Below are 23,168 nucleotides of genomic sequence, written 5' to 3' on the forward strand. Positions count from 1 at the left end.
CGGAAGCGCAATTCGAAGGAACTGCAGGCCGACATTACGGCTCGTATCGCCAAGGTGGCGGGTGTCCAGGCCTTTGTCTTCGCGCCGCCGACGCTACCAGGCTCCGGCGGCGGCTTGCCGATCTCCATGGTGGTGCGCTCGACCGGCGATTCCGCTCAGGTGTTCGAGGAAGCCGAGAAGATCAAGAACAAGGCGCAGGCCTCGGGCCGCTTCATCGTCGTCCAGAATTCGATGGCCTATGATGCGCCGCAGGTGACGGTGACTATCGACCGCGACCGCGCCGCCGCCCTCAACCTGCCGATCGCCGATATCGGCCGCACGCTGACGCTGCTGGTCGGCGGCGCTGAAGTGGCGCAGTTCGACCGCGACTCCAACAGCTACGACATCATTCCGCAGGTGCCGCAGGAATTCCGCGACAATCCCGAAAAGCTCGGCCAATACTTCGTACGCAGCGTGACGGGCGAGATGGTGCCGCTGTCGGCCGTGGTCACGATTTCGAACAATGCCTCGCCGGCGGCCATCGAGCAGTTCAACCAGTTGAATTCGTCGACGATCTCGGCGCTGCCGCTGCCCGGTGTCACAACCGGCGACGGTTTGAAAGTCCTCGAGGACATTGCGAAGGAGAGCCTGCCCGACACCTTCTTCATCGACTATTCCGGCCAGTCCCGGCAGGAGAAGGAACAGGGCAACACGATCCTGATCGCTTTCGGCGCGGCCGTCATTGTCATCTATCTGGTGCTGGCGGCGCAGTTTGAAAGCTTCCGCGATCCGCTGATCATCATGATGGCGGTGCCATTGTCGATCTTCGGCGCGATCGTGCCGCTCAATTTGGGCCTCGGCACGCTCAATATCTACACCCAGGTCGGACTGATCACGCTGATCGGCCTGATCACCAAGCACGGCATTCTGCTGGTCGAATTCGCCAACCAGCAGCGAGAACTGCATGGCATGCGGCGGCGTGACGCCATCATCGCCTCGGCCAAGGTGCGCCTGCGGCCGATCCTCATGACGACGGCCGCGATGGCGCTGGGCGTGGTGCCGCTGATCGTTTCCAGCGGTGCCGGTGCCGCGGCCCGCTATTCGATGGGCCTCGTCATCTTCACCGGCATCCTGGTCGGCACCATGTTCACGCTGTTCGTCGTGCCCATGTTCTACACCTTCATCGCCAGCAAGGACCTGCCGCATCTGGCGGAAAAGCCGGATCCGAAGCTGATGCCGGCGCTGCCGAGCTGACGCACAGGACGCAAGAAACAAAAAGAGGCCGGAATTTTTCCGGCCTCTTTTTTTGGCGGTCGCTCCAGCAGCTCCGGCATATGGCCGAGCGCGGCAACCTGCCTGCTACTTGACGATGACGATGCTGGTGTTGGCCGGCCCGAAGGTCTCGACAAGCTGGTAGAAATCGGCGGCATTGTCCGGATGCAGCCGCACGCAGCCATGCGAGGCCGGCTGGCCGAGGCGCTTGATGGCATAGGTGGCATGAACCGCGTAGCCACCGCTGAAAAAGACCGAATGCGGCATCGGCGCGTTGTCGTACTTTTTCGAATACCACATCTCGTGCATGCGCGTCGGCTTGAACGAGCCGGTCGGCGTCACATGCGCCCTGTCGCCGGTGGAAACCTTCCAGGCGAAGGTCGGCCGGCCGTCGACCGAGACTTCCATGACCTGCTGCGACAGCGAAACGCGTGCCACGACGGTGTTGGCGGCATGCGCGGCGTTTGCGCCGAACAGAAGCACGCTGCCCATGAACGCGGCGGCGGTGATGTTGATGAGCTTTGCGGAAATGGCGGTGTGCATGACGTTCCCTCTCTCTGCCGATCAGGCCGGCTCCAATTCGATGGGTGGCTTATCCCTCCCGCATGTTTCGGTGATATTTCGCGAAATACGCGTTTGTGTTTCGAATTTGTTTCCCCGGTTAACAGAGCAATCGGTATCGTCGGCAACTGTCCCATCCGAAACACGTGGTCAGGGATGACGTACATAGGTATTCATACCGAAACGAAAGTTCGACTTGCCGCTATATGAAAGGATGGAGGCGAATTTCGAAACCAAACTGCAACAAAGCGCGGCTTTTGGCGGCATGATCCGGATACGGACGGGAGGCAAAAGTTGACGCAACGAAAGCAGACGGCAACGACCATGGGAACGAAAACGAACACGCGGTCCTGGCTCTTCAGGATCAGCATCGCGGCGGCGGCCATCGGCGGCGTCGGCAGCATTGCCGGCCGCCCGGCGGCGAAGCTGGCAGCGATGAGTTCGAGCGAGATTTCGACCCTGCACGTCGCTCTGTTTTGCGCCACGGTCTGGATTGTTTCCAGCCTGCGCATCGCCCGGTTGAAGGCCCTCTGGCGGGTTGGCCTTCGGCTGCTGGTTTTGCGCGGCCCCTCCGGCAACTTGCTGCCGAGAGGACCGAAGGCCCGCGCCGCGACGGGGGGCTCCGTGGGCGGCGCGGGCACTTCGGGAGTTTCCTGAAGCGACCCGCGACACCGGCATTTTTTGGGGAATTCCGACGATGAAAACGAAATTCGCAGCTTCCGTGCTTTCCGCGCTGCTCTATGCGCAGGGTCTGCTCGGCTTTGCCGCACTCGCCAGCGTGCTCCTCAAGGAACGCGCTCACGCAAGCGAGTTCGTCGCCGGCGGCGACATGGCCTCGGGTCCGTCATTGCTGGTGGTGCGCTGAACCTCGCGCGCATCGGCGCGGAAATGGAAGGGCCGATGCTGATCCGGGCAACAAGCGGGAAAAGGCAGCCGTCAGTCGGCGAACTGCCGCGGCGGATCGAACCTGTAGCCGGCGCCGCGTATGGTGGTGATGGTCTCGGTATCGAGCTTGCGGCGCAGCCGCACGATGCGCGAGTCGATCGAGCGATCGAAGGCGTCGGCATTCTCGGCCGGCGCCGCCGCGATAATGTCGTCACGCGTCAGCACCTTGCGCGGGCTCGCCAGGAACAGCCTGAGCAGCGCCACCTGGCCGGGCGAGAGCTGCTCCTGCGTACCGGAGCGATGCATGACGATCGCCGATCTCAGATCGACGGTCGCGTTCTCCAGCACGATCAGTTCCTGGGTGCCCCTGCCACGCCGCGAAAGCAGGCCGCCGACACGCGCGGCGAGTTCCCTGACATTGAGCGGACTTTCGACGACGTCGGCGGCACCGAGCTCCAGCGCCAGCACCTTGTCGAGGAGATCGGCCGGCCGGCATATCAGGATGAAATCCGGTCCATGTTCGCCGCCCCCGCCTTGGCCGCCATAACGCCTGAGCAGATCCCGCCCTTCCGCCTGGCTGAGGCTATCCCCGACGACGACGACATCGATGCCTCTGCCCTCCAGCAGCGATTCCGCCTCCCAGGGCTGCCGCGCCTGACGCACGTCATGGCCGCGCCGCTCAAGATGGTCGGCAAGCTCGGTCGCCACGACCTCGGCGACGGAAACAAGCGCGATGACGGCTCGTGCGGCCATGTTTTCCAACCGTTCCCTGGCAACCGGATATGAGTGCTGGACATCATGTTTATACCCAATCTACTTTCCACTGAAAGTGGGAGCGAGAGCATCGTGCGGGCAAGAATTGTCATCGTCGAGGACGAGCCCGACCTGAGGGACGCGGTCGCCGAATATCTCGGCGCCGCGGGCTATGATGTGGCGACCGCGGAAACCGCGGCCGCCGCGCGCAGCCTGATCGAGACGCAGCCCTTCCATCTGGCCATCCTCGACATCGCCATGCCTGGCGAGGATGGCCTGTCGCTCGGCCGCTGGCTGCGCTCGAAAATGCCGATCGGCATCATCTATGCGACCGCCGCCGGCACCGCGCTCGACCGCATCGTCGGGCTGGAACTCGGCGCCGACGACTATATCGTCAAGCCGTATGAACTGCGCGAGGTGCTGGCCAGGGTGCGCAGCGTGCTGCGCCGTGTCCCGCAGCCGACAGAGCCGCAGGACAGGAAAGCCAGGACCGACCGCCGCTCCGTCGCCTTCGGCCCCTTCCAGGCCGATCTCGACGGCAGGCTGGTCACCGGCGCCAACGGCACTGTGATCGACATGGCCAAGAGCGAATTCGACGTGCTGGAGGTTTTCCTGACCCGCGCCAACCGGCTCTTGACCCGGGCTGCGATCTCCGAGGCGATCGGCTTCACCGAGGATCCGGAATCATCGCGCGCCGTCGACATCCGCATCATGCGTCTGCGCAAGAAGATCGAGACGGACCCGGCCAATCCGAAATTCCTGCGCACGGTACGCGGCGAAGGCTATATCTTCTCGCTGCCGACCGGCGACGGCAACTGAGCGTCAGACCCACGGGGGTTCCGCTCCACGGCCGTTGCCAGCCGATCGATGGCGTGACTCTGGAATAGCGGCTGACAATGACGGGCGACACGGCAAGCACGGATATGCAGGGTTTCAGGCAAGGCGCGGCGATGGCGGCCGTGCGTGTCGTGCGCCGGCTGCGCGAGGCAGGCGACTGGCAGCGCGAAATGGACGGCGTATTGGAAACGCTGTGCCACGCCATGGAATGCCAGCGCGGCATCCTGTTCCGCTTGCGCGAACTGCCCGGCCAGGGTTTCGCTCAGTCGGTCGCCGCCTATTGGATCGACCCCGATTTTGGCGGCGAACTGGCCTCACCGACCGTCATCATGCAGTCGATCGTCAATTCGGATCCGCTGCTGGAGCGGCTGGCCGAGGATGAGCGGCAAGGCAAGATATTCGCCGGGCATACGCGTGATCTCTCGGGGTTCCTGAGGGCCGATTTCGAAAAGCAGAACATCAAGTCGTTCCTGTCGGTGTCGGTCTTCGCGCACGGCCATCTCTGGGGCACGCTCGCGGTCAATGATTGCGTCGAGGAGCGTGAATGGACCGATGAGGAAGAGGCGACGCTGCACATCATCGCGCTCGCCATCGGCGACGCCATCGAACACTCCCCTTCCGACGCCCATGCCAGCGAGGTGATCCGCCGCACCATGCTGCAGGCCTCGCTCGACGCCATCATCGTCATCGACGAGGCCGGATCGATCATCGAATTCAATCCGGCCGCGGAAAAGATGTTCGGCTTCCAGCGCAGCGAAATCCTCGGCAAGGACCTGCTCGATACCGTCGTTCCGGAATATTACCGCAAGGGCTATTCCTCGGGCGCCGACTACATGTCCGGCCGCGGCGCGCCCATGGTCGGCCAGCGGCTCGAGACGGTGACGCAGAATGCCGCCGGCGAGGTCTTTCCGATCGAGCTGACGGCGACCGAGATGCGGGTCGCCGACCGCCGGCTGATCTTCGGCTCCATCCGCGACCTGCGCGAGAGGCTGCGCGCCGAGGAGGAGATCAACCGGCAGCGCGAGAAGCTGCACCAGAACGAGAAGATGGCGGCGATGGGCTCGCTGCTCGCGGGCGTCTCACACGAACTCAACAACCCGCTGGCCGTGGTGGTCGCGCAATCGACGCTGCTGCATGAATTCGCAAGCGATCCGCAGACCAAGGTGCGCGCCGAAAAAGTGCGCGCCGCCGCCGAGCGCTGCGGGCGCATCGTCAAGAGCTTCCTGTCGATGGTCCGCCTCCATCCGGCGGCGCAGGCCGAGACCGATCTCAACCAGGTGATCCGCGCCGCTCTCGAAGTGACCGCCTATGGCGCGCGCTCGAGCGGCATCATCATCGATACCGATTTCGCACCGGGTCCCTTGCTGGCCATGGCCGACGCCGACCACGTGACGCAGGTGGCGGCCAATTTCCTCATCAACAGCCAGCACGCCCTGGCTGGCGTCGCCGGCGATCGGCTGATCAAGGTGCGGAGCTTCCGTGGCGACCGGGGCAATCCCGGCTTCTCGGTCGAGGACAACGGCCCCGGCATTCCCGAAGCCATCCGCTCCCGCATCTTCGAATCCTATTTCACCACCAAGCCGGTCGGTGTCGGCACCGGCATCGGCCTGTCGATTTCGAAATCCATCATCGAGCGGCACAATGGCAATGTCTGGTTCGAGGAAGTGCAGCCGAGAGGCGCGCGTTTCGTCGTCCAGTTGCCCGCTATCTCGGCAGGCATGATCGCAGCTGGCGAAAGCCAGCCGCGATCGAGCGGCCTGCGCCATGCCCTGATCATCGATGACGAGCCTGACGTCGCCGGGTCCTTGTCCGACATTCTCGAATTGATGGGCATCAAGTCGCGGATCGCGCCGGTCTGGGAATCGAGCGCCGCCACCTTGAGCGGCCACATGCCGCCTGACATCGTCTTTTCGGATCTGCGCATGCCCGGCACATCAGGCATTTCGATCTACCGCGAACTGCTCGCCGAGCGCCCCGACCTGGCGCGGCGCTTCGTGCTGGTCACCGGCGACCTCATCGGCGCGAAGGCGGAAATCGAGGCGTTGCCGGCGCAGCAGCGGCCCCAGATCCTCGAAAAACCGTTCAGCACGCTGGATGTACGCAGCGTGCTTTCGACCATTGCCGAGCAGGCCGCGTTGAAAGCATAAAAAGAGGCCCCCGGCCGACGTGCGGCGGGAGCCGAGGAGAGCGCTGGAGGTGCGCTCGGGGAGGTCAGGGTATGATCCCCAAACGGGAACCTGTTTTCGGAATCATGCCCAGGCAGAAACCCGGAGACAAAAATCAGAAGATGTTCGGCGTGCTGGTCACCGGCACGGCGTTGGCGATCATGCGGATCGCGCGGACCTTGTGCGTTCCGGACTGCTGGGCGATGGCGCGCAGGCAATCCACGCTCTCGGCGCCCCAGGCTTGCCCCTTGCAGGCGAAATCGATCGCTGGCATCGGCAGGCGGGCGGTCGTGGTTGTGGTCGGCGCACCTTCGATGACGTTGGCAGGCGGATGCAACGAAGCGAAGGCCGGACCGACCGTCGGCGTGAACGCCATGCCGGCGAAGGCGCAAGCAGCCAGCGCCATGAACATTGCCATCGGGTGGTCGCTGGCACGCTGGCGAAGGGCCAGCTTCGGGCGGCGGTCAGCGCGCTCTGGAGCCTGAAAGCGGTTGCCGCTGGTGATCTGGACTTTCGCACGCATCATCTTCCCCTTCGTTGATTTTCTTTTTGCGATAAAACGAATTTAATCGCGCTCTGTAACGGCGCAAAGGTGACGAGAGCGCGGCAATGTAACCGGATTGAAACATCCATGCGGGCAGAAACGGTCAAAATCGGTCATTGGCTATTTTGACCTGAGTGGCGGGTTGCCCTCCGTGCGCCGCCGGGGCTTTCTTGCCAGCGCAATACCTTGTCGAGGGGCGCGATTTGCAGCGTGAACCGGCGACAGGGCGGAGGTTGTGGAAGTCCGGCTAACACCCGGATTTTCCGGGGTTTTCGGGGCCCGCGGCGGAGCCGGATGCCGTTGGAACCTGGGCTTACATTTCCGATACGGAATCTGCGTATTTCCACAAGCCATTGCATTTCAATGCAAAATATGATTATATTGAATGCATATTCAATAAAAAGAAGAGACGGTTCATGAACCCGCACCTCCGTGACGTGGCAATCCCGAACGATTGGGACCGGCGGGGATTACCGGGCTGGAGTTACCATTCCGCCGCCCTTCTAGAACTGGAGAAGGAGTATGTTTTCCGCAATCATTGGCAGATCGCCGGACATGTCTGCGACATACCGAATGCCGGTGATTATCTCACCATGGATGTCATTGGCGAGCGCGCTCTGATCGTACGCGGCAAGGACGGCGTCGTGCGCGGCTTCAACAACATGTGCCGCCACCGCGGCAGCCGCGTCGTGGCCGACAGCCAGGGCAATTGCAGGAACGCGCTGGTCTGCCCGTTCCATGGCTGGGTCTACAACCTCGACGGTACGTTGCGCGGCGCCGCCCGGCCGCGCTCCTTCCCCGATCTCGACAAGACCGAGTTCGGCCTGATGCCGCTCGATCTCGAAGTCTGGATGGGCTTCATCTTCATCCGCTTCCGCAATGGCGGGCCACAGCCCTCGGTCGCCGAGCTGTTGAAGCCGATCGAACCCGAATTCGCACACTACAGGGCCGCCGACATGGTGCCCTCCTGGGGCATCTGGACCCAGAAGACACCGGTCAACTGGAAGTCGGTGCGCGACGTCGACAATGAAGGCTATCACGTCGCCATGGCGCATCCGGCCCTGCAGGATCTCTATGGCGCCACCTATTTCGACGAGCCCTTCATCAACGGCGTCTCGCGCTCCTTCGCCACCTACAACCCGCATGCCGGCCGCCGCTGGAGCGTCAGGAACTACGTCAAGATCGCGCCGGAGCCGACGCATCTGCCGGACCATCTCAGGAAGGCCTGGGTCTATTACGGCATTTTCCCCAACGCCGTCCTGTCGGTGATGCCGGAATCGGTGCAGTTCTACCAGGAGTTCCCGCTGTCGACGGGTGAGACCCTGCTGCGTGGCGCCATCTATCGCTACCGCGATGAAAGTCGCGAGCAGGCCGCTGCCCGCTACCTCTCCTTCCGTATCGATCGTGACACCATGTCGGAAGATGTGCAGCTCTCGGTCTGGTCGAACGAATCCATGCTGTCCGAGGCCTTCGAGGGGTTTTACCTCTCCGACCTCGAATATGGCGTACGCACGCACCACGACCACCTGCGCAAGCAGATTCCGGTGCTGGGCCTGGAGACCGCGCCAGAGGAAAAGGACATGTGGAATCTGAACGACGCGCTGCGGTCGCGAGGGTAGAAGCTGCCAATCATCCCCGCCACACGCCTTCTTTCCTGAGATCATCCATCGTGCGTGAAATGCCTTCGCGCAAGATGCCAACCATGTCGTCGATCTGCTCGCGCGTGATGATCAGTGGCGGCGACATCACGCACATGTTGATCAGTGGCCGCACCAGCAGGCCAAGTTCGTGGCAGTGGGCGTCGATGCGCTTGCCGACATCCTTGTCGAGTTGCAGTGGATCCTTGCTTTCGCGGTCGGCGACGCATTCCACGCAGCCCATCAGCCCCACGCCGCGCACCTCGCCGACCAGCGGCAGCTCTTCCAACGTCTTCAACCGCGCCTGGAAATAGGGCGCGACCGCCTGCGTGTGGGCAAGCACGCTTTCCTCCAGCAGGTCGAGATTCTTCAAGGCCACCGCGCAGCCGACGGGATGGCTGGTGTAGGTCAGGCCATGGCCGAACAGCGCATCGGGATGGTTGGACCGGCGCAGGTTTTCCAGCAGCCGCTCCGAGATGATGACGCCGCCGAGCGGGAAATAGCCTGAGGTGACGCCCTTGGCGAAGGTGATCATGTCCGGATCGATGCCGAACACATCGCCCGAGGCAAAGACATGGCCAAGCCGGCCGAAGCCCGTCACCACCTCGTCGGAGACGTAGAGGATGTCGTTGCCACGGCAGATCTCGCGGATACGCTTGAGATAGCCATCGGGCGGCACGACGACGCCGCCGGAAGCCTGCACCGGTTCGCCGACGAAGGCGCCTATTCTGTCAGCGCCGACGCGCGCCACCGTGTCGCGGAACTGGTCGACGAGGAAATCGGTGAAGGCGGCAAGGCTCATCCCTTGCGGGCGCCTGAACGGATCGGGCGAGGACAGCTTGACCACCAATTCGTCGGCGCCGTCCATCCAGTCGCGATCGCGCGGACGGCCATTGAGCGAGGCCGACAGATAGGTCGAGCCATGATAGGCGCCGCCTCGGCTCAGGATGAGCTTCTTTTCCGGCCGGCCACGCACATTGTTGTAGAACTGCATGAAGCGCAGCGCCGTCTCGACCGCGGACGAACCGCCCGTGGTGTAGAAGACATGGCTGAGTTCGCCTGGGGCATGGCCGGCGATGCGTTTGGCAAGCTCCGCCGATGGCGCGTTCATCGTGTACCAAGGCGTGTTGTAGGACAGCGCCATCGCCTGATCGTACATCACCCTGGCGAGTTCCTCTCGACGATGGCCGACATTGACGCACCACATGCCGGCAGGCCCATCGATCAGCCGCTTGCCGGTGCTGTCGGTGATGTAGATGCCATCGCCCTCACCGATCAGCGCGCGCGCCTCCGAACCGACGGAACCGGCATAAGGCCAGGGCTGGATGAGATGACGCCTGGCCAGTTCGGCCGCATCGTCGTTGCCAGGGCCAGCCGTTTCGCGTGCCTTCAGATCTCTCAGAGCCGCCATCATCGCCTCCACATCATCCCTCGAATTTCCCGGGCATCAATCCGGTCCGCCATGGCCGAAATCGTCGCCCTGCTCACCCGATTTTGAATGTCCGTTCAATCAACATTGCAGAATTAGCGCTTGATTTCAATCCGCGGATGCGCGCATGATGAAAGAAAGCCGGCAAGGGGAACAATAGCCGGCGCCAGCCCAATGGGATGCCGTATGGCGGGACAGTCCAGGCCAGCAACCGAGATCGCACCCGGAGCCCTGCCCCCCGGTGCCCTGCAATGACTGTGGCTGCGGAAGGGTCGCCCCCGTTGCGCATGACGCGGGCCAGACGAAATGCCCTTCTGCGATCCGAGCCCGTACAGGGCTTTGCCCTGATCAGCCCAACCTTCCTCTACGCGCTGATCCTGCTGGTCCTGCCGATCATGGTGGTCATCGCCCATTCCTTCTGGACGCAGCATTACCTGACGATCGACCGCACCTTCACGCTGGAGAACTACCGCGTCGCGCTGACCGAGCCGATCTACCGCGATCTGTTGTGGCGCTCGCTCTACATCTCACTGACGGTCAGCCTGTTCACCGTCGTCCTCGCCTATCCGATCGCCTACTTCATTTCCTTCCATGGCGGCCGTCACAAGAGCCTGTGGCTGTTCCTCATCACCATACCGTTCTGGACCAGCTATCTCTTGCGCGTGATGTCGTGGAAGGTCATCCTGGGCTATAACGGCGTGTTGAATTCCGGCCTGATGGGCCTCGGCATCATCGACGAACCGTCGACAGCCCTGCTCTACAATTCGAGCGCCGTCATGATCACCCTCACCCATGCCTGGGCGGCCTTCGCCATTCTGCCGATCTTCGTGTCCCTGGAGAAGGTCGACCGCACGCTGGTCGAGGCGGCTACCGATCTTGGCGATGGTCCCTTGCGCTCGTTCCTGCGCGTGACCTTGCCGCTGTCGGCGCCAGGCATCATTTCCGCGGCGCTGATCGTCATGATCCCGACGGTCGGCGACTATGTCACGCCAAAGCTCGTCGGCGGCAAGGACGGCGTCATGATCGCCAACGCTATCCAGGCGCAGTTCGGCAAGGCCGCCAACTGGCCGCTCGGCGCCGCACTTTCCGTCACCACCATGCTGATCGTCTCCCTGATGGCGGGCGCCACGGTGCTGATCATCCGCACCTTGCAGAGGATGGCGCGATGAGAGCGCGGCGCTTCCTGCCGGGCGGCTGGCTGTCGGCCTATGCGTTCCTCTACATCGTCTTCCTCTATCTGCCCGTCATCTTCCTGCCGATCTTCTCGATCAACACGGCGGCGACGCCGAAATTCCCGCTGACCGGCTTCACCCTGCAATGGTACGAAGACCTGCCGCGCACGCCGGCGCTGCTCGACGCCGCCTGGAACAGCCTGATCGTCGGCGTCTCGGCGGCCATCCTCTCCACCGTACTCGGCATCCTCGCCGCCCGCTCGATCACCCGCTACCGCTATCCCGGCCGCCGCGCCATCAACGGGCTGATCATGGCGCCGCTTGTGCTGCCCGAAGTTATCGTTGCCATCTCCATGCTGCTGGTGATGCTGCAGCTTGGTTTGAGCTTGTCACTGTTCACCGTCGTGCTTGGCCACGTCCTGGTCTGCATTCCCTATTCGATGACGGTGCTGACCTCCGGCTTCGAAGGTTTCGACCGCAGCCTCGAGGAAGCCTCCGCCGATCTCGGCGAAAGCGCCTTCGGCACCTTCCGGCGCGTGACGTTGCCCATGGTGGCGCCGGCGATCATTTCCAGCCTGCTGGTCTGCTTCACCATCTCGCTGGACGAGTTCATCATCGCCTTCTTCCTGACAGGCACCGAGGCGACACTGCCGATCTACATCTGGGGCCAGTTGCGTTTCGCGTCGAAACTGCCCGGCGTGCTGGCGCTGGGCACGCTGCTTTTGGTCGCCTCCTTCCTGCTGATGACGATCGCCGAAATCCTGCGTCGCCGCGCGGCCAGACGTACCCAGAACGAGGGAGGCCTGTATGCCTGAGCAGCCGCGGATCGAGCGCCCTCACGCGGACAGGATCCAATCCGAAAGACCGATGATCGAGATCCGCAACGTCACTCGCAGCTACGGAGCGTTCAAGGCGCTGGACGACGCCTCCCTTACCATCAGGGAAGGCGAGTTCTTCTCGCTGCTCGGACCCTCCGGTTGCGGCAAGACCACGCTTTTGCGCATGATCGCCGGCTTCGACAATCCGACCAGCGGTTCGATCGCGGTCGGTGGCCAGTCGATGGAAGGCATCCCGGCCAACCGCCGGCCGACCAACATGGTGTTCCAGAGCTACGCGATCTTCCCGCACCTCAATGTCGAGCAGAACGTCGCCTACGGGCTGAAGCGGTTGAAGCTGCAGCGCGGCGAAGAGAAGCGCCGAGTTGAGGAAGCACTGGGGCAGGTCTCGCTCACCGGCCTCGGCAAGCGGCTTGCCACCGAGCTTTCCGGCGGCCAGCGCCAGCGCGTCGCGCTTGCCCGCGCCCTGGTAATGCGGCCAAAAGTTCTGCTGCTCGACGAGCCGCTGTCGGCGCTTGACAAGAAGCTACGCGAGCAGATGCAGGTCGAACTCCGCCGCCTGCAGCAGGCGGTCGGCATCACTTTCGTGCTGGTCACCCACGACCAGTACGAGGCGCTCGCCATGTCCGACCGCATCGCCGTGATGTTCGGCGGCAAGATCGCGCAGGTCGCCTCGCCAAAGGAAATCTACCAGCGTCCGGTCAACCGCCAAGTCGCCGACTTTCTTGGCGGCATGAATTTCGTCAAGGCCGAGATCGTCGAGGAGAATGGCGCCTCGCTGATCGTCGACACGCTCGGCTTCGGCCGCATCAAGACCGACAAGCCCAAGGCTTTCGTTCGCAATGGCGGCGCCGCCACGCTCGGCATCCGACCGGAACGCCTGCGCGTGCTATGGGACAACGCGACAGCCAAATTCGAGGTCGCCGGCAAGGTGGTCGAGCGCCACTATTTCGGCGAGATCACCCATCTGATCGTCGAAATCCCGGGCCTGGAAAAGCCGTTGTCGGTGACCGAGACCAACGATTTCGGCGCCGACGATATCCCGGTCGGCACCCCGATCCGCCTCGCCTATGATCCCGAAGCCCTGGTCGCGATGGCCGACTGAACATCGGCGATGATCCTGCGCGCCGCAATGCGCCCGGCCACGATCGCGCCTTCGACATAGCCCGGGAATGACGGCGACAATTCCGACGAAGCGAAATGCAGCGGCGGCGCACCGGCAAGAATGGTGCGTTCGGCATCCCTCGCCGTCACGTCGATGATCAGGTCGCTATAGGCACCGCCGCTCCAGCCATCGTGCGTCCAGTCGCGGCGGCTGAAATCGAGACTATCCGCAGCCTCCGGACCGAGCGCCCCCACAAGCCTCATCGTCACCTGCGCCCGCAGGTCCGCCTCGCCGAGTTCGTGCCAGCGCAGCGCCAGAGGCCCGCCGGCGAAGACGACAAGCGCCGCATGATCGGGATCCTTGCTGGCGTCGCAGGCAAACAGCCCCGGCAGATCCCGCCACATCACCATCCCGCTCAAATCCCGCTCGCGCCAGAATGGCCTGGGATAGCGCACCAGGATCTTGATCACCGCGCCGCTTTCCCAGGCGCCGAGCGCCCTGTCCAAGGCTGCTGGCAGGACGGGCGTGAAATCGAGCTTCGCGGCTGTCGCCGGCGGCACGGCCACCAGAACGGCGCGCGCTTCGATCACGCCATTGCTCGAGACAACACGAACCCCTGGCGGACCATATTCGATGCGGGTGACCGGTTCACCGAGCCTCACCCGGCCGCCGAAATCCCTAGCCAGATCGTCGGCCACCGACTGCATGGTCTCGCGCAGGGAATATTGCAGCTCCGGCACCTCATTGGTGATGCGCCGGTCATTGTCGATCAGGTACCAGAGCGGCACCTTCTCCAGGGCCAGGCACCACAGGCCTTCGATCATCGACCGGAAGGCCGCCTTGGCGTCAGCCGTGTCGTTCTGGCCTTCGAGCCAGTCGGCAACGGTCAGGCCCTCGATCGCGGGATCGTTGGGCTCAATCCTGTTCATGCGTTCGCGGATCGCCATCGAGGCATGATAGGTGCGCTCGGCTCTCGGGGCCGACATCGCCGGATGGGTGATGAAATCGCCCTCGACGTAGGTCTCGACGAAGGTCTTGGCGCGGACCCGGGCCAGTTCCATCAGCTGCGGCATGTCCTCGCACAGGAACTGGCCGCCGCTGTCGATGCGCTCGCCAAGTCCGTTTCGCACCGCCTCGACGCGGCCGCCGACACGATCGCGGGCTTCCACCAGCACGAAATCGACGCCGGCGCGCTTCAATTCGATCGCGGCCGAGAGACCGGTGAAGCCGGCCCCGACGATGACGACGCCGGTCCTTTCGGTCTTGTCGCTCAATAGCCGGCCTTGATCTTCTCGAACTCGGCGACCATGCGCTGCTTCAGCTCCGGCGCGACGGGTTGCTGGAACAAGGTCTTGTCGAGGAACTTGTCGAGATTGTCGAAGCCGCGGTCGGCCAGCACCTTGTGGTCGATCGCAGCCATCCCGGCGCCATTGCCGTGGCCGTAGCCGAAGGTCTTGACCATATAGTCCGACACGCCGGGCGCATTGACGGCGCTGAGGAAATCATAGGCCTCGTCGAGCTTGCCTGGCGCATCCTTCATCAGCACGTAGCCGCACACCCAGGTCGAAATCCCTTCGTTGGTCTCGCGGTTCATGGCGATCGGCAGCCCCTGTCCCTTCAGCGTCACGAAGGTCTCGTTCCAGCCCCAGACGAGGTCGACCTCGTTGCCGATAAAGGCCTGGTTGAGGTCGGTGTCGTCGGTCCAGTAGAAACGGATGTTCTTGTGCACGTCACGCAGGAAAGCGGACGCCTGCTTGAACTGGTCGTCGGTCATCTTGGTCCAGTCCTTGAGACCGATGACTAGGCTCGCCAGCGCATAGGCGTCATCGACATTGTCGCCGATGGTGACGCGGCCCTTGAACCGCGGATCGGCGAAAATCTTGAGCGACTGTGCCTGTTGGGCCGTCACCTTGTCAGTGCGGTAGAGCAGCGAGGTGTTGCCCCAGTCGAATGGCATGAACCAAGCCTTGCCGTCGGCGGTGACGGCGAGATCCTTCATCGCCATGATACCTGGATTGAGATCCTTCCAGCCAGCGATCCGGGACGTGTCGAGCGGCTGCAGCAGGCCGGCCTCGCGCCACTTCACCACGCTTTGCGAGCAGGGATGCGCGACATCGGCCTTGAAGCCTGCCCGCATCTTCTCGAAGGCCTCGTCCTCGTCGCCGAAGAAAGCAAAGGTCGGCTCGGCGCCGTATTTGGTCGTGTACGCCGGATGCAGCAGCGGATCCTCATAGCCCGACCAGTCGAATACGACGAGGTTACCGCCGCCTTCGGCGAGCGCGTAAACCGCGCCGGCGCCAACCATGCAGGCGGCGGCGACAACAAGACGGCGAAGCGCGGAATTCATGGTGCGAAAACTCCCCCATCGCGAAAGATGCCGAGAGCGAGGTTAGGAGAATTCCCAAGCTTTGGCGAGGCCGCGAATTCGATGGAGCAACCACTTCGGACCAACTTGCGGCCGGGACCGGCAATCATTGAAGTCAGCGCTGCCCCTCATCGCCCTGCCGGGCACTTCTCCCCGTATAGCGACGGGGAGAAGAAGGCTGCCCGCAGTGCCGGCACTCTTCCTGCAACGTCGGCGATTGGCGAAACCGGCGACGACAGCGCCCCTCTCCCCGTCACTATACGGGGAGAGGATGCCGGCAGGCAGGTGAGGGGCGGCGCCAGCGCTCGAATGGATGATGGCAACCCGAGTGATCACCCTAGTTCCATATCCGAGCGGGCAGGAACGGCCACTCGAAAGCAGGCCTCAATAGCCCGCTTTGATCTTCTCGAACTCGGCGATCATCTTGAGCTTGAGATCGGACGGCAGCGGCTGCTGGAACAGCGTCTTGTCGACGAATTTCTGCACGTCGTCATAACCCTTTTCCTTCAGGACGGTCTGATCGACGCCGGCCATGCCCTTGGCGTTGGCCTGGCCGTAGCCCCAATCCTTGACCAGCACCTTGGCGATCTCCGGATCGTTGACTGCGTTGAGGTAATCATAGGCCTTGTCGATGTTGCCGGGAGCATCCTTGAACAGCACATAGCCGCAGACCCAGGTCGAGATGCCCTCCGCCGTGTCCTTCTTCGACTTGATCGGCATGCCGGCTGCGACCGACTGCACGGTCGCATCGTTCCAGGCCCAGGCGAGGTCGACCTCGCCCCCGCTCAACAACTGCACGATGTCGGTGGTGTCGGTCCAGTAGGAGCGCACGTTCTTGTGCACCTGGCGCAGGAAATCGGATGCCTGCTTGAACTGGTCGTCCGTCATCTTGGTCCAGTCCTTCAGGCCGATGGCGAGGCTCGCCAGCGCATAGGCGTCGTCGACATTGTCGCCGATCGACACCCGGCCCTTGAACTTCGGATCGGCGAACGCCTTCAGCGACTGCACGTCCTTGTCGTCGATCTTGGAGGAATTGTAGGTGAGCTGCGTGTTGCCCCAGTCCCAGGGCATGAACCAGGCTTTTCCGTCATCGGTGGTGGCGAGATTCTTCATCGCCATGATACCGGGATTGAGGTCCTTCCAGCCTGTGATCTTCGAGGTGTCGAGCGGCTGCAGCAGGCCAGCCTCGCGCCATTTCACTACGCTCTGCGAGCAGGGATGGCCAAGGTCGGCCTTGAAGCCGGAACGGACCTTCTCGAACGCCTCGTCCTCATCGCCGAAGAAGGCGAAGGTCGGCGAATCGCCGTTCTTCTCGACATATTTCGGGTGGAAGCCCGGATCCTCGTAGCCGGACCAGTCGAACACGATCAGATCCTTGTCGGCGGCGATCGCCAAGGCGGCGGCGGAGGCCGCCAGGGTTCCGGCCAGTGCGAGCGTCAGTGTCAGGCGTCTTGTCAGTGTCTTCATTGCTGTTCCATCCTCTGTGGTTTTCTTATGATTTCGTCTTTTCTGATGATTTGGTCGGGGCGGCGGCGTTCCGCGGGTAGTGTTTCGGGAAAGCCGCCGACAGGAATTCGTTCGCCGCCTGCAAGGAGGTCTCGCGGGTCGTGTTCTCGGTCCCCATCATCAGCCGCAGCCAAAGCCCTTCCAGCATGGCGCTAAGCGCCAATGCCATGACCTGCGCCTCATAGGCGTAGCCGCCGCTCTGCTTGAGCGTCGCACAGAGCTCGATGAAGATGTCCTGATAGACGACGTCGCGGGCGCTGCTCAGCGCCTGGTAGGTCGGCCGTGACTTGGCCTCGCCCCAGAAGGCGCACCATGCGGCGAGCTTGCGCTTGTTGCAGATCGAGCGGTCGAAGTCGGCAGCGACCAGGGCCTGGAGTTGGTCGGCAGGATCGTCGCCTGCCTTCTGCAGCGCATTGCGCCAATGCGCCGAATACTCGTCGTACATGTGCTGCAGCGTCGCGACGAGCAGCTTTTCCTTGCTCTCGAAATGGAAATTGACGATGCCGCGCGACAGGCCGGCGCCATCGGCGACATCGGCCATTGTCGTTTCCGAATAGCCGCGCTTGGCGAGCGAATCGATCGTCGCCTCGATGAGCTGAAGCTGCCTGACCTCCTTCGAGGCCTTGCGCCCGCGCTTCTCGGATTCGGCTTTCCGCGCCGGTTCAAGGAGCGCGTCCCTGGCGTCTGCCGTTTTCATGCGTGTGATGGTCTCCAGCATCGCCGGCTATCGCTTTGCATCCGGCTTCGACCCGCGAAGATGAGTGGGACGGTGCTCTCCACTGTCAAGCACCTTCTGCATGGCTTCCCAGGTTCGTAGGTTCTTGTCGACATAGGCCGCGCCCACCACTGCGGCAACGGCCGGATAGAGTGGTCCCTTCAGCCTTTCGAGCTCCCCTCGCGCCACCTCGCGGTACCAGGGATTGCGGTCCCTGACGGTGACATCGGCAAAACCGGCGCCACGCATCGCCTTGGCATAGCGCGCCGGCGAGGCCATGGCGAAGGACAGCCCCTCGGCCGCGACATACGCCTTCATGTCGGGTGATGGTTCGCCGTCATGCGAGATCATCCAGTTGGAGGCGGCAAAGACCCCGCCCGGCTTGAGCACGCGGAAAATCTCGGCGAAGAGCCCGTCCTTGTCGGGCACATGCAACAGCGCATCCTTGGAAAAGACGACATCGAAGGAGCTGTCGGCGAAAGGCAGCAATCCCGGAGGCGCCTGAACGAAGCTGGCGCGCTCGCCAAGGCCACGCGCTGCGGCGCGCTGTCTGGCCGCCACGATCACCGGCCGTTCGACATCGAAGCCGGTGGCGTGCGCCGCGCCGTGACTCTCGACCAGATGCAACGTGATGCCACCGCAGCCACAGCCGATATCGAGGATCGTCCTGCCCTTGAGCGAAAGCCCCTCGACCACCCGGTCGACTTCGTCCGGCCCGCCTGGCGACAGGTAGCCATCGCCCCACAGCGCCTCAAGGAAGCGGATGGCGGTGTCGTCATATTCCGGTTCGGCGTCTGCCGTTGCGATCATCAGCCCTCGGTCCCCCAATCGACGGAATGCTCGGTTCGAACGCCGGCGAAGCGTAGCGCAGATGCGGGAAAACGCAATATCATTTGTTGAACATTCATTCAGAATGTCTGGACAGAATGGCTGATGTCATGCCAAATTCCGCGCATTCGGGAACAGATCACGCAAAAATGAAGAGCGGGTCGCCTAAGCAATTCGAGGAAAAGTGTGAGCGGTTTTCCCCGGGAGAAGCGCATAGCGCTTCCCCTTGGGAATGACGCAAAACGGGGAGGACTGGGCCACAATGAAAGCTTGGGATGCGATCATCATCGGCGGCGGACATAACGGTCTGGTCAACGCCTGCTACCTCCAGCGCGCCGGCCTCGACGTGCTTGTGGTCGAGAAGAACGACTGGGTAGGCGGTGCTGCCACCAGCCGGGAGCTGACGCCGGGCTTCCTCTACTCCAACTGCTCCTATGTCTGCTCGCTGTTCCGCCCCGAAATCATGCGCGACCTCGACCTGCCGCGCTTTGGCCTGCAGGTCATTTCCTATGAGGGCGGTGCGGTGTTCACGCGCGACGGCGACTACCTCGCCAATTACCGCGACCACGACGCGCACCGGCGCGAATTCGCCCGCTTCTCCAAAAGGGATGCCGAGGCCTATGACCGCTACTCTCGCGACGTGACGCGCCAGTGCCGCTTCATCCAGCCGTTGCTGATGCGCACCGCGCCGGACCCGACCAGTTTGCGGCCGCGCGACCTCGGCGAACTGCTTTATCTCGGCAAGAAATTCGCCGGTCTCTCCGCCGAGGAAATGGCGCTGACGCTGCGCTTCTGGACGATGTCTATCTCGGAATTCCTCGACGAATATTTCGAGACCGACGTCATCAAGGCGAACTTCGCGCTATCCGGCATCATCGGCACGGCACTCGGACCGATGTCGCCCGGCACCGCTTACGTGCTGCTGCACCACTATATGGGCGAGGTCGACGGATCGGTCGGCGCCTGGGGCTATGCGCGCGGCGGCATGGGCGCAGTCACCAAGGCGCTGGCAGCCTCCTTCAAGGCCTCCGGCGGCACGATCCGCACCAGCGCCGAGGTCGACCATGTGCTGGTGAACAGAGGCAGGGCCAAGGGCGTCGTTCTTGCCGGCGGCGAGGAGATTTACGGCAAGCTGGTCGTCTCCAATGCCGACGTGAAGCGCACCTTCCTGAAGCTGGTCGAGGAGAAGGAACTGCCCGACATCTTCCTGCGCCGGGTCAAGAACTTCAAGATCCGCGGCTCCTCAGGCAAGGTCAACATCGCGCTCGATTCGCTGCCGGAATTCCCGGCGCTGCCGAAGGACTCGCCAGTCTATCGCGGCGACATGCATTTCACCGATTCGATTGAGCGCATGGAGCGCGCCTATGACGACTGGAAGGCCGGCCGTTGGTCCGCCGATCCCTTCCTCGACATGGTGATCCCGACGACGCTCGACCCGACCATGGCCCCGCCGGGAAAACACTTCATGAGCTGCTTCGTGCAGTACGCGCCGCCCAAGGTGAACGGCCGCGAGTGGACCGATGCCGACCGCGACGGTTTTGCTGAAAGCGTGATCGCGCAGATCGCTGAATACTCGCCGGGGTTTCGCGACCGCATCGTCCACATGGAAGTGCGCACGCCGCGCGAAATCGAGGCCGAGGTCGGTCTCACCGAAGGCAACATTTTTCAGGGCGAACTCACCTTCGACCAGCTTCTGTTCAACCGCCCGGTGCCGGGCTATGCGCAGTATCGGTCGCCGCTCGGTGGGCTCTATATGTGCGGCTCCTCGACCCATCCCGGTGGCGGCGTCATGGGCGCGCCCGGCCGCAATGCTGCGGCCGAAATCCTGCGCGATCTCGCAAAATCCACCTCGCATATGAGCCCGGCCCATGACGTTATTTGATGGCATCGTTATCGGCGGCGGCCACAACGGGCTTGTCGCTGCCGCCACGCTGGCGAAGGCCGGCCGCAAGGTGCTGGTGCTGGAAGCCGCAGCCGAACCCGGCGGCGCGGCGCGCACCGAGGAATTCGCGCCCGGTTTTCGCGTCTCGTCGATCGCGCATGTGCTGAACCGGCTGCACCCCGATGTGATGAAGACGCTGGAGCTGGAAAAGCACGGGCTGCAAATCGCCCGCGCCGACTTCATCCCGTCAGTCGCATTGTCGAAAGATGGACCGCCACTTGTCCTGCATGGCGCCTATGGCGAGGTGCTGACCGGCGCCAGTTCGTCGGAACAGTCCGCCTGGAAGGATTTGCGCGCGCAGCTGTTGCGCTATGCCGGCATATTGAAGCCGTTCCTGTCGCGCCGGCCGCCTGATCTCGGTGGCATGTCGCTGCTGGAGACAGCTTCGCTCGGCCAGACCGCGCTAGCGTTGAAGAAACTCGGCAAGGAAGACATGCGCGACTTCCTGCGCGTGCTTCTGATGAACGTTGCCGACCTGCTTGACGAGCAGCTCGCCGACGACAGGCTGAAGGGGCTGCTCGCCTTCGATGCCACCCTCGGCAGTCATCTTGGCCCGCGCTCGCCGACCTCGCTGCTCGGGCTCTATTATCGTCTGGCCGGAGAGATCGGCGGTGCGGCCGGAGCGCAACTGCTGCCACGGGGTGGCGTGGGCGCGGTGGTCGTGGCCATCCGCACTGCCGCCGAAAAGGCCGGCGTCACGATCCGCACATCGGTGCCCGTCGCAAGGATCATTGTCGAGAAAGACCGCGCCGTCGGCGTCGTCCTCGACAATGGCGAGGAGCTTCGCGCCAGGACGATCGTCTCCGCCATCAACCCGGCGACCACCTTCCTCGATCTTGTCGGACCACGCGGGATCGATACCGGCTTCATGCGCAAGGTGAAAAATATCCGCATGAAGGGTGATGCCGCCAAGCTCCATCTGGCGCTCGACCGGCCACCCCAATTCACTGGCGCCGATGCCGCCGACCACAAGGGGCGGCTCGTCATCGCCCCCTCCCCCGACCATGTCGAGCGTGCCTTCAATCCGTCGAAGTACGGCGAGTTCTCGCCCGAGCCGGCGATGGAGATAACCTTGCCCAGCCTTGCGGACCCGTCGCTGGCGCCAGACGGCGCCTGCGTGCTGTCAGCCGTGGTGCAATACGCGCCCTATCAGTTGAAAGAGGGTTGGAATGCCGGCAAGCCGAAATTCCTCGAGGCAATCCTGGCTCGGTTGGAAGCCTACGCGCCTGGCATCGGCAAGACGGTGCGCCATGCCGAGCTTCTGACGCCTGCCGACATCGAGAAGCGCTACCGTATGCCCGGTGGTCACTGGCATCATGGTGAACTGCAGGCAGATCAGATGCTGATCTCGCGTCCTGTCTCCGGCTGGTCGGGCTATGACACGCCGCTCGACGAGCTGTTCCTGGCCGGTGCTGGTTCGCATCCCGGTGGTGGTGTTTCCGGTGCGCCCGGGTTGAATGCCGCGCGGCGCATCATCGCGATGAAAGGGTAGGTTATGGCTCAGGCAACCAGGAAGAAGCCCGTTGCAACGACAGCCAATTCGGCCGTTTCTGCCCGCACCCTCGCGCAAACCCACTTCCGCACGCTGCATCTCGGCACGCCGTTCCAGCCGCGCCTCGATGCGCTGGCCAAGACCCAGGACTGGTACAATTGGGCCGGCTACCGCGCGCCGCATTCGCTCTGGGACGAGGAGCTCGAATATTTCGCCATCCGCAGCCAGGCGGCGCTCTTCGACATCTCGCCAATGACCAAATACCGCATCGAAGGCCCGGTTGCCGAAGCCTTCCTCGACCGCGTCACCCTGCGCGATGTCACCAAGCTCAGGCCCGGCCGCGTTCATTACACCGCATGGTGTGACGACGAAGGCTTTGTCCTCGATGACGGCACGCTGTTCCGACTTTCGCCAACCCGCTTCCGGCTGTGTTCGCAGGAGCGGCATCTGCCCTGGCTGCTGGACAGCGCCCTTGGTTTCGACGTCACCGTCGAGGAAGAAACCGAGGCCGTCGCCGGGCTCGCCTTGCAAGGCCCCACATCTTTCGCCGTGTTGCGCGATGCGGGCTTCACCGGTGTCGAGAAGCTGAAAATATTCGACCTCGCCGAGTTCCCGCATGACGGTGGCACGGTCATCATTTCACGCACCGGCTTCACCGGCGATCTCGGCTACGAATTGTTCGTGCCGGCCGACAAGGCGCTGAGTCTCTGGGACCGGCTGATGACGGCAGGCGAACTGCGCGGCATCAGGGCCATCGGCTATACCGCGCTCAACCGCGCGCGGCTCGAAGCAGGGCTGATTGTCGCCAATGCCGATTTCACCACCGCCGAACACGCCATCCGCGCCGACCGCCTGCGCATGCCCGACGAGATCGGGCTCGGCTTCATGATCGATCTGGAAAAGGCCCATTTCAACGGCCGCCGCGCCATCCTCGAAGCGAGGACAAGACGCAGACTGCGCCATGTCCTGGTCGGGCTGGAGATCGAGGGCAACATCCCGGCCGAACACGCCATCGTCTACTACAAGAAGAGCCAGGAAGTCGGCTTGGTCAGCGCCGCCATGTGGTCGCCGATGGCGAAGCGCAACATCGCCATCGCCTCGCTGGCGCGGCCCTATGGTGATACTGTCGTGGAAGACCTCTGGGT

General features: G+C 63.3%; 21 protein-coding genes. 12 read left to right on the forward strand and 9 right to left on the reverse strand.

Translation table 11 applies throughout. The features are described from left to right. Positions 1-1,233 (forward strand): efflux RND transporter permease subunit (locus tag EOA36_RS04320; protein ID WP_189553120.1); only part of this gene is annotated, 1,233 nt, incomplete at its 5' end. Positions 1,234-1,338: 105 nt separating this feature from the next. On the opposite strand, the gene EOA36_RS04325 is transcribed toward EOA36_RS04320, so the two are convergent. Further along, entirely contained in the window at positions 1,339-1,794 is a 456-nt protein-coding gene (locus EOA36_RS04325) for a L,D-transpeptidase (RefSeq protein WP_127275743.1), read from the reverse strand. Positions 1,795-2,136: 342 nt separating this feature from the next. Here EOA36_RS04325 and EOA36_RS04330 point away from each other — a divergent pair, with 342 nt between their 5' ends. After that, positions 2,137-2,469 (forward strand): hypothetical protein, encoded by a 333-nt coding sequence (locus EOA36_RS04330; RefSeq protein ID WP_127275744.1) that lies wholly within the window; start codon positions 2,137-2,139, stop codon positions 2,467-2,469. 40 nt (positions 2,470-2,509) lie between these two features. Next, a complete protein-coding gene (locus tag EOA36_RS04335; RefSeq protein ID WP_127275745.1) occupies positions 2,510-2,677 on the forward strand; it encodes a hypothetical protein in 168 nt (55 codons plus the stop codon). 71 nt (positions 2,678-2,748) lie between these two features. Here the strand turns inward: EOA36_RS04335 and EOA36_RS04340 are convergent, their stop codons facing one another. Then, positions 2,749-3,450, reverse strand: coding sequence for a response regulator transcription factor (locus EOA36_RS04340; protein WP_127275746.1), 702 nt, complete (start codon positions 3,448-3,450; stop codon positions 2,749-2,751). A gap of 45 nt (positions 3,451-3,495) precedes the next feature. On the opposite strand from EOA36_RS04340, the gene EOA36_RS04345 reads away from it, so the two are divergent. After that, complete coding sequence (locus EOA36_RS04345; protein ID WP_189343576.1) at positions 3,496-4,269, forward strand: response regulator transcription factor; 774 nt, start codon at positions 3,496-3,498, stop codon at positions 4,267-4,269. A gap of 77 nt (positions 4,270-4,346) precedes the next feature. Continuing rightward, positions 4,347-6,434 (forward strand): PAS domain S-box protein, encoded by a 2,088-nt coding sequence (locus tag EOA36_RS04350; RefSeq protein WP_167531408.1) that lies wholly within the window; start codon positions 4,347-4,349, stop codon positions 6,432-6,434. A gap of 133 nt (positions 6,435-6,567) precedes the next feature. On the opposite strand, the gene EOA36_RS04355 is transcribed toward EOA36_RS04350, so the two are convergent. Next, complete coding sequence (locus tag EOA36_RS04355) at positions 6,568-6,975, reverse strand: hypothetical protein (protein ID WP_127275747.1); 408 nt, start codon at positions 6,973-6,975, stop codon at positions 6,568-6,570. A 437-nt stretch (positions 6,976-7,412) separates the two neighbouring features. Between EOA36_RS04355 and EOA36_RS04360 the strand changes: the two genes are divergently transcribed. Continuing rightward, entirely contained in the window at positions 7,413-8,615 is a 1,203-nt protein-coding gene (locus EOA36_RS04360) for an aromatic ring-hydroxylating dioxygenase subunit alpha (protein ID WP_127275748.1), read from the forward strand. A 10-nt stretch (positions 8,616-8,625) separates the two neighbouring features. Here EOA36_RS04360 and EOA36_RS04365 read toward each other — a convergent pair whose 3' ends face one another. Further along, positions 8,626-10,044, reverse strand: coding sequence for an aminotransferase (locus EOA36_RS04365; protein WP_127275749.1), 1,419 nt, complete (start codon positions 10,042-10,044; stop codon positions 8,626-8,628). A gap of 269 nt (positions 10,045-10,313) precedes the next feature. Between EOA36_RS04365 and EOA36_RS04370 the strand changes: the two genes are divergently transcribed. The 3 genes from EOA36_RS04370 to EOA36_RS04380 are packed head-to-tail and all read left to right on the forward strand — an operon-like array spanning position 10,314 to position 13,175. Then, positions 10,314-11,231, forward strand: a complete 918-nt coding sequence (locus EOA36_RS04370) for an ABC transporter permease (RefSeq protein WP_127275750.1) — start codon at positions 10,314-10,316, stop codon at positions 11,229-11,231. Next, positions 11,228-12,049 carry an ABC transporter permease gene (locus EOA36_RS04375; RefSeq protein WP_127275751.1) on the forward strand — a complete coding sequence of 274 codons (822 nt, stop codon included), beginning with the start codon at positions 11,228-11,230 and terminating at the stop codon, positions 12,047-12,049. The genes EOA36_RS04370 and EOA36_RS04375 overlap by 4 nt, the downstream gene beginning before the upstream one ends. A gap of 52 nt (positions 12,050-12,101) precedes the next feature. Beyond that, positions 12,102-13,175: an ABC transporter ATP-binding protein gene (locus EOA36_RS04380; RefSeq protein ID WP_127275752.1), complete on the forward strand. Its 1,074-nt coding sequence runs from the start codon at positions 12,102-12,104 to the stop codon at positions 13,173-13,175. On the opposite strand, the gene EOA36_RS04385 is transcribed toward EOA36_RS04380, so the two are convergent. From EOA36_RS04385 to EOA36_RS04410, 5 genes are all read right to left on the reverse strand, one after another. After that, on the reverse strand, positions 13,139-14,449 hold the full coding sequence (locus EOA36_RS04385) for a flavin monoamine oxidase family protein (RefSeq protein WP_127275753.1): 1,311 nt from the start codon (positions 14,447-14,449) through the stop codon (positions 13,139-13,141). The two genes, EOA36_RS04380 and EOA36_RS04385, sit on opposite strands and share 37 nt — an antisense overlap. Next, a complete protein-coding gene (locus tag EOA36_RS04390) occupies positions 14,446-15,522 on the reverse strand; it encodes an extracellular solute-binding protein (RefSeq protein WP_127275754.1) in 1,077 nt (358 codons plus the stop codon). Before EOA36_RS04390 ends, EOA36_RS04385 begins: the two co-directional genes overlap by 4 nt. A 402-nt stretch (positions 15,523-15,924) precedes the next feature. Further along, positions 15,925-17,007 carry an ABC transporter substrate-binding protein gene (locus EOA36_RS04400; RefSeq protein ID WP_127275755.1) on the reverse strand — a complete coding sequence of 361 codons (1,083 nt, stop codon included), beginning with the start codon at positions 17,005-17,007 and terminating at the stop codon, positions 15,925-15,927. A 25-nt stretch (positions 17,008-17,032) separates the two neighbouring features. Then, positions 17,033-17,743: a transcriptional regulator BetI gene (gene betI, locus EOA36_RS04405; protein WP_245464243.1), complete on the reverse strand. Its 711-nt coding sequence runs from the start codon at positions 17,741-17,743 to the stop codon at positions 17,033-17,035. Positions 17,744-17,770: 27 nt separating this feature from the next. Next, the gene (locus EOA36_RS04410; RefSeq protein WP_127275757.1) at positions 17,771-18,571 is read right to left on the reverse strand and encodes a methyltransferase domain-containing protein; all 801 of its coding nucleotides are present in this window, start codon (positions 18,569-18,571) and stop codon (positions 17,771-17,773) included. 280 nt (positions 18,572-18,851) lie between these two features. Here EOA36_RS04410 and EOA36_RS04415 point away from each other — a divergent pair, with 280 nt between their 5' ends. From EOA36_RS04415 to EOA36_RS04425, 3 genes are all read left to right on the forward strand, one after another. Beyond that, positions 18,852-20,471 (forward strand): NAD(P)/FAD-dependent oxidoreductase, encoded by a 1,620-nt coding sequence (locus EOA36_RS04415; protein WP_127275758.1) that lies wholly within the window; start codon positions 18,852-18,854, stop codon positions 20,469-20,471. Beyond that, entirely contained in the window at positions 20,458-22,023 is a 1,566-nt protein-coding gene (locus EOA36_RS04420) for an NAD(P)/FAD-dependent oxidoreductase (protein ID WP_127275759.1), read from the forward strand. The genes EOA36_RS04415 and EOA36_RS04420 overlap by 14 nt, the downstream gene beginning before the upstream one ends. 3 nt (positions 22,024-22,026) lie before the next feature. Continuing rightward, on the forward strand, positions 22,027-23,168 hold a 1,142-nt coding region (locus tag EOA36_RS04425; protein ID WP_145969110.1), incomplete at its 3' end, for an aminomethyltransferase family protein.

The organism is Mesorhizobium sp. M8A.F.Ca.ET.021.01.1.1 (assembly GCF_003998025.1).
Lineage (GTDB): Bacteria > Pseudomonadota > Alphaproteobacteria > Rhizobiales > Rhizobiaceae > Mesorhizobium.

What these genes read in the sequence shown, in the direction of transcription:
- EOA36_RS04325 (WP_127275743.1), bottom strand. Translation starts at nt 1,794, where the DNA reads ATGCACACCGCCATTTCCGCAAAGCTCATCAACATCACCGCCGCCGCG.
- EOA36_RS04330 (WP_127275744.1), top strand. Translation starts at nt 2,137, where the DNA reads ATGGGAACGAAAACGAACACGCGGTCCTGGCTCTTCAGGATCAGCATC.
- EOA36_RS04335 (WP_127275745.1), top strand. Translation starts at nt 2,510, where the DNA reads ATGAAAACGAAATTCGCAGCTTCCGTGCTTTCCGCGCTGCTCTATGCG.
- EOA36_RS04340 (WP_127275746.1), bottom strand. Translation starts at nt 3,450, where the DNA reads ATGGCCGCACGAGCCGTCATCGCGCTTGTTTCCGTCGCCGAGGTCGTG.
- EOA36_RS04345 (WP_189343576.1), top strand. Translation starts at nt 3,496, where the DNA reads ATGTTTATACCCAATCTACTTTCCACTGAAAGTGGGAGCGAGAGCATC.
- EOA36_RS04350 (WP_167531408.1), top strand. Translation starts at nt 4,347, where the DNA reads ATGACGGGCGACACGGCAAGCACGGATATGCAGGGTTTCAGGCAAGGC.
- EOA36_RS04355 (WP_127275747.1), bottom strand. Translation starts at nt 6,975, where the DNA reads ATGCGTGCGAAAGTCCAGATCACCAGCGGCAACCGCTTTCAGGCTCCA.
- EOA36_RS04360 (WP_127275748.1), top strand. Translation starts at nt 7,413, where the DNA reads ATGAACCCGCACCTCCGTGACGTGGCAATCCCGAACGATTGGGACCGG.
- EOA36_RS04365 (WP_127275749.1), bottom strand. Translation starts at nt 10,044, where the DNA reads ATGGCGGCTCTGAGAGATCTGAAGGCACGCGAAACGGCTGGCCCTGGC.
- EOA36_RS04370 (WP_127275750.1), top strand. Translation starts at nt 10,314, where the DNA reads ATGACTGTGGCTGCGGAAGGGTCGCCCCCGTTGCGCATGACGCGGGCC.
- EOA36_RS04375 (WP_127275751.1), top strand. Translation starts at nt 11,228, where the DNA reads ATGAGAGCGCGGCGCTTCCTGCCGGGCGGCTGGCTGTCGGCCTATGCG.
- EOA36_RS04380 (WP_127275752.1), top strand. Translation starts at nt 12,102, where the DNA reads ATGATCGAGATCCGCAACGTCACTCGCAGCTACGGAGCGTTCAAGGCG.
- EOA36_RS04390 (WP_127275754.1), bottom strand. Translation starts at nt 15,522, where the DNA reads ATGAATTCCGCGCTTCGCCGTCTTGTTGTCGCCGCCGCCTGCATGGTT.
- EOA36_RS04400 (WP_127275755.1), bottom strand. Translation starts at nt 17,007, where the DNA reads ATGAAGACACTGACAAGACGCCTGACACTGACGCTCGCACTGGCCGGA.
- betI (WP_245464243.1), bottom strand. Translation starts at nt 17,743, where the DNA reads ATGAAAACGGCAGACGCCAGGGACGCGCTCCTTGAACCGGCGCGGAAA.
- EOA36_RS04410 (WP_127275757.1), bottom strand. Translation starts at nt 18,571, where the DNA reads ATGATCGCAACGGCAGACGCCGAACCGGAATATGACGACACCGCCATC.
- EOA36_RS04415 (WP_127275758.1), top strand. Translation starts at nt 18,852, where the DNA reads ATGAAAGCTTGGGATGCGATCATCATCGGCGGCGGACATAACGGTCTG.
- EOA36_RS04420 (WP_127275759.1), top strand. Translation starts at nt 20,458, where the DNA reads ATGACGTTATTTGATGGCATCGTTATCGGCGGCGGCCACAACGGGCTT.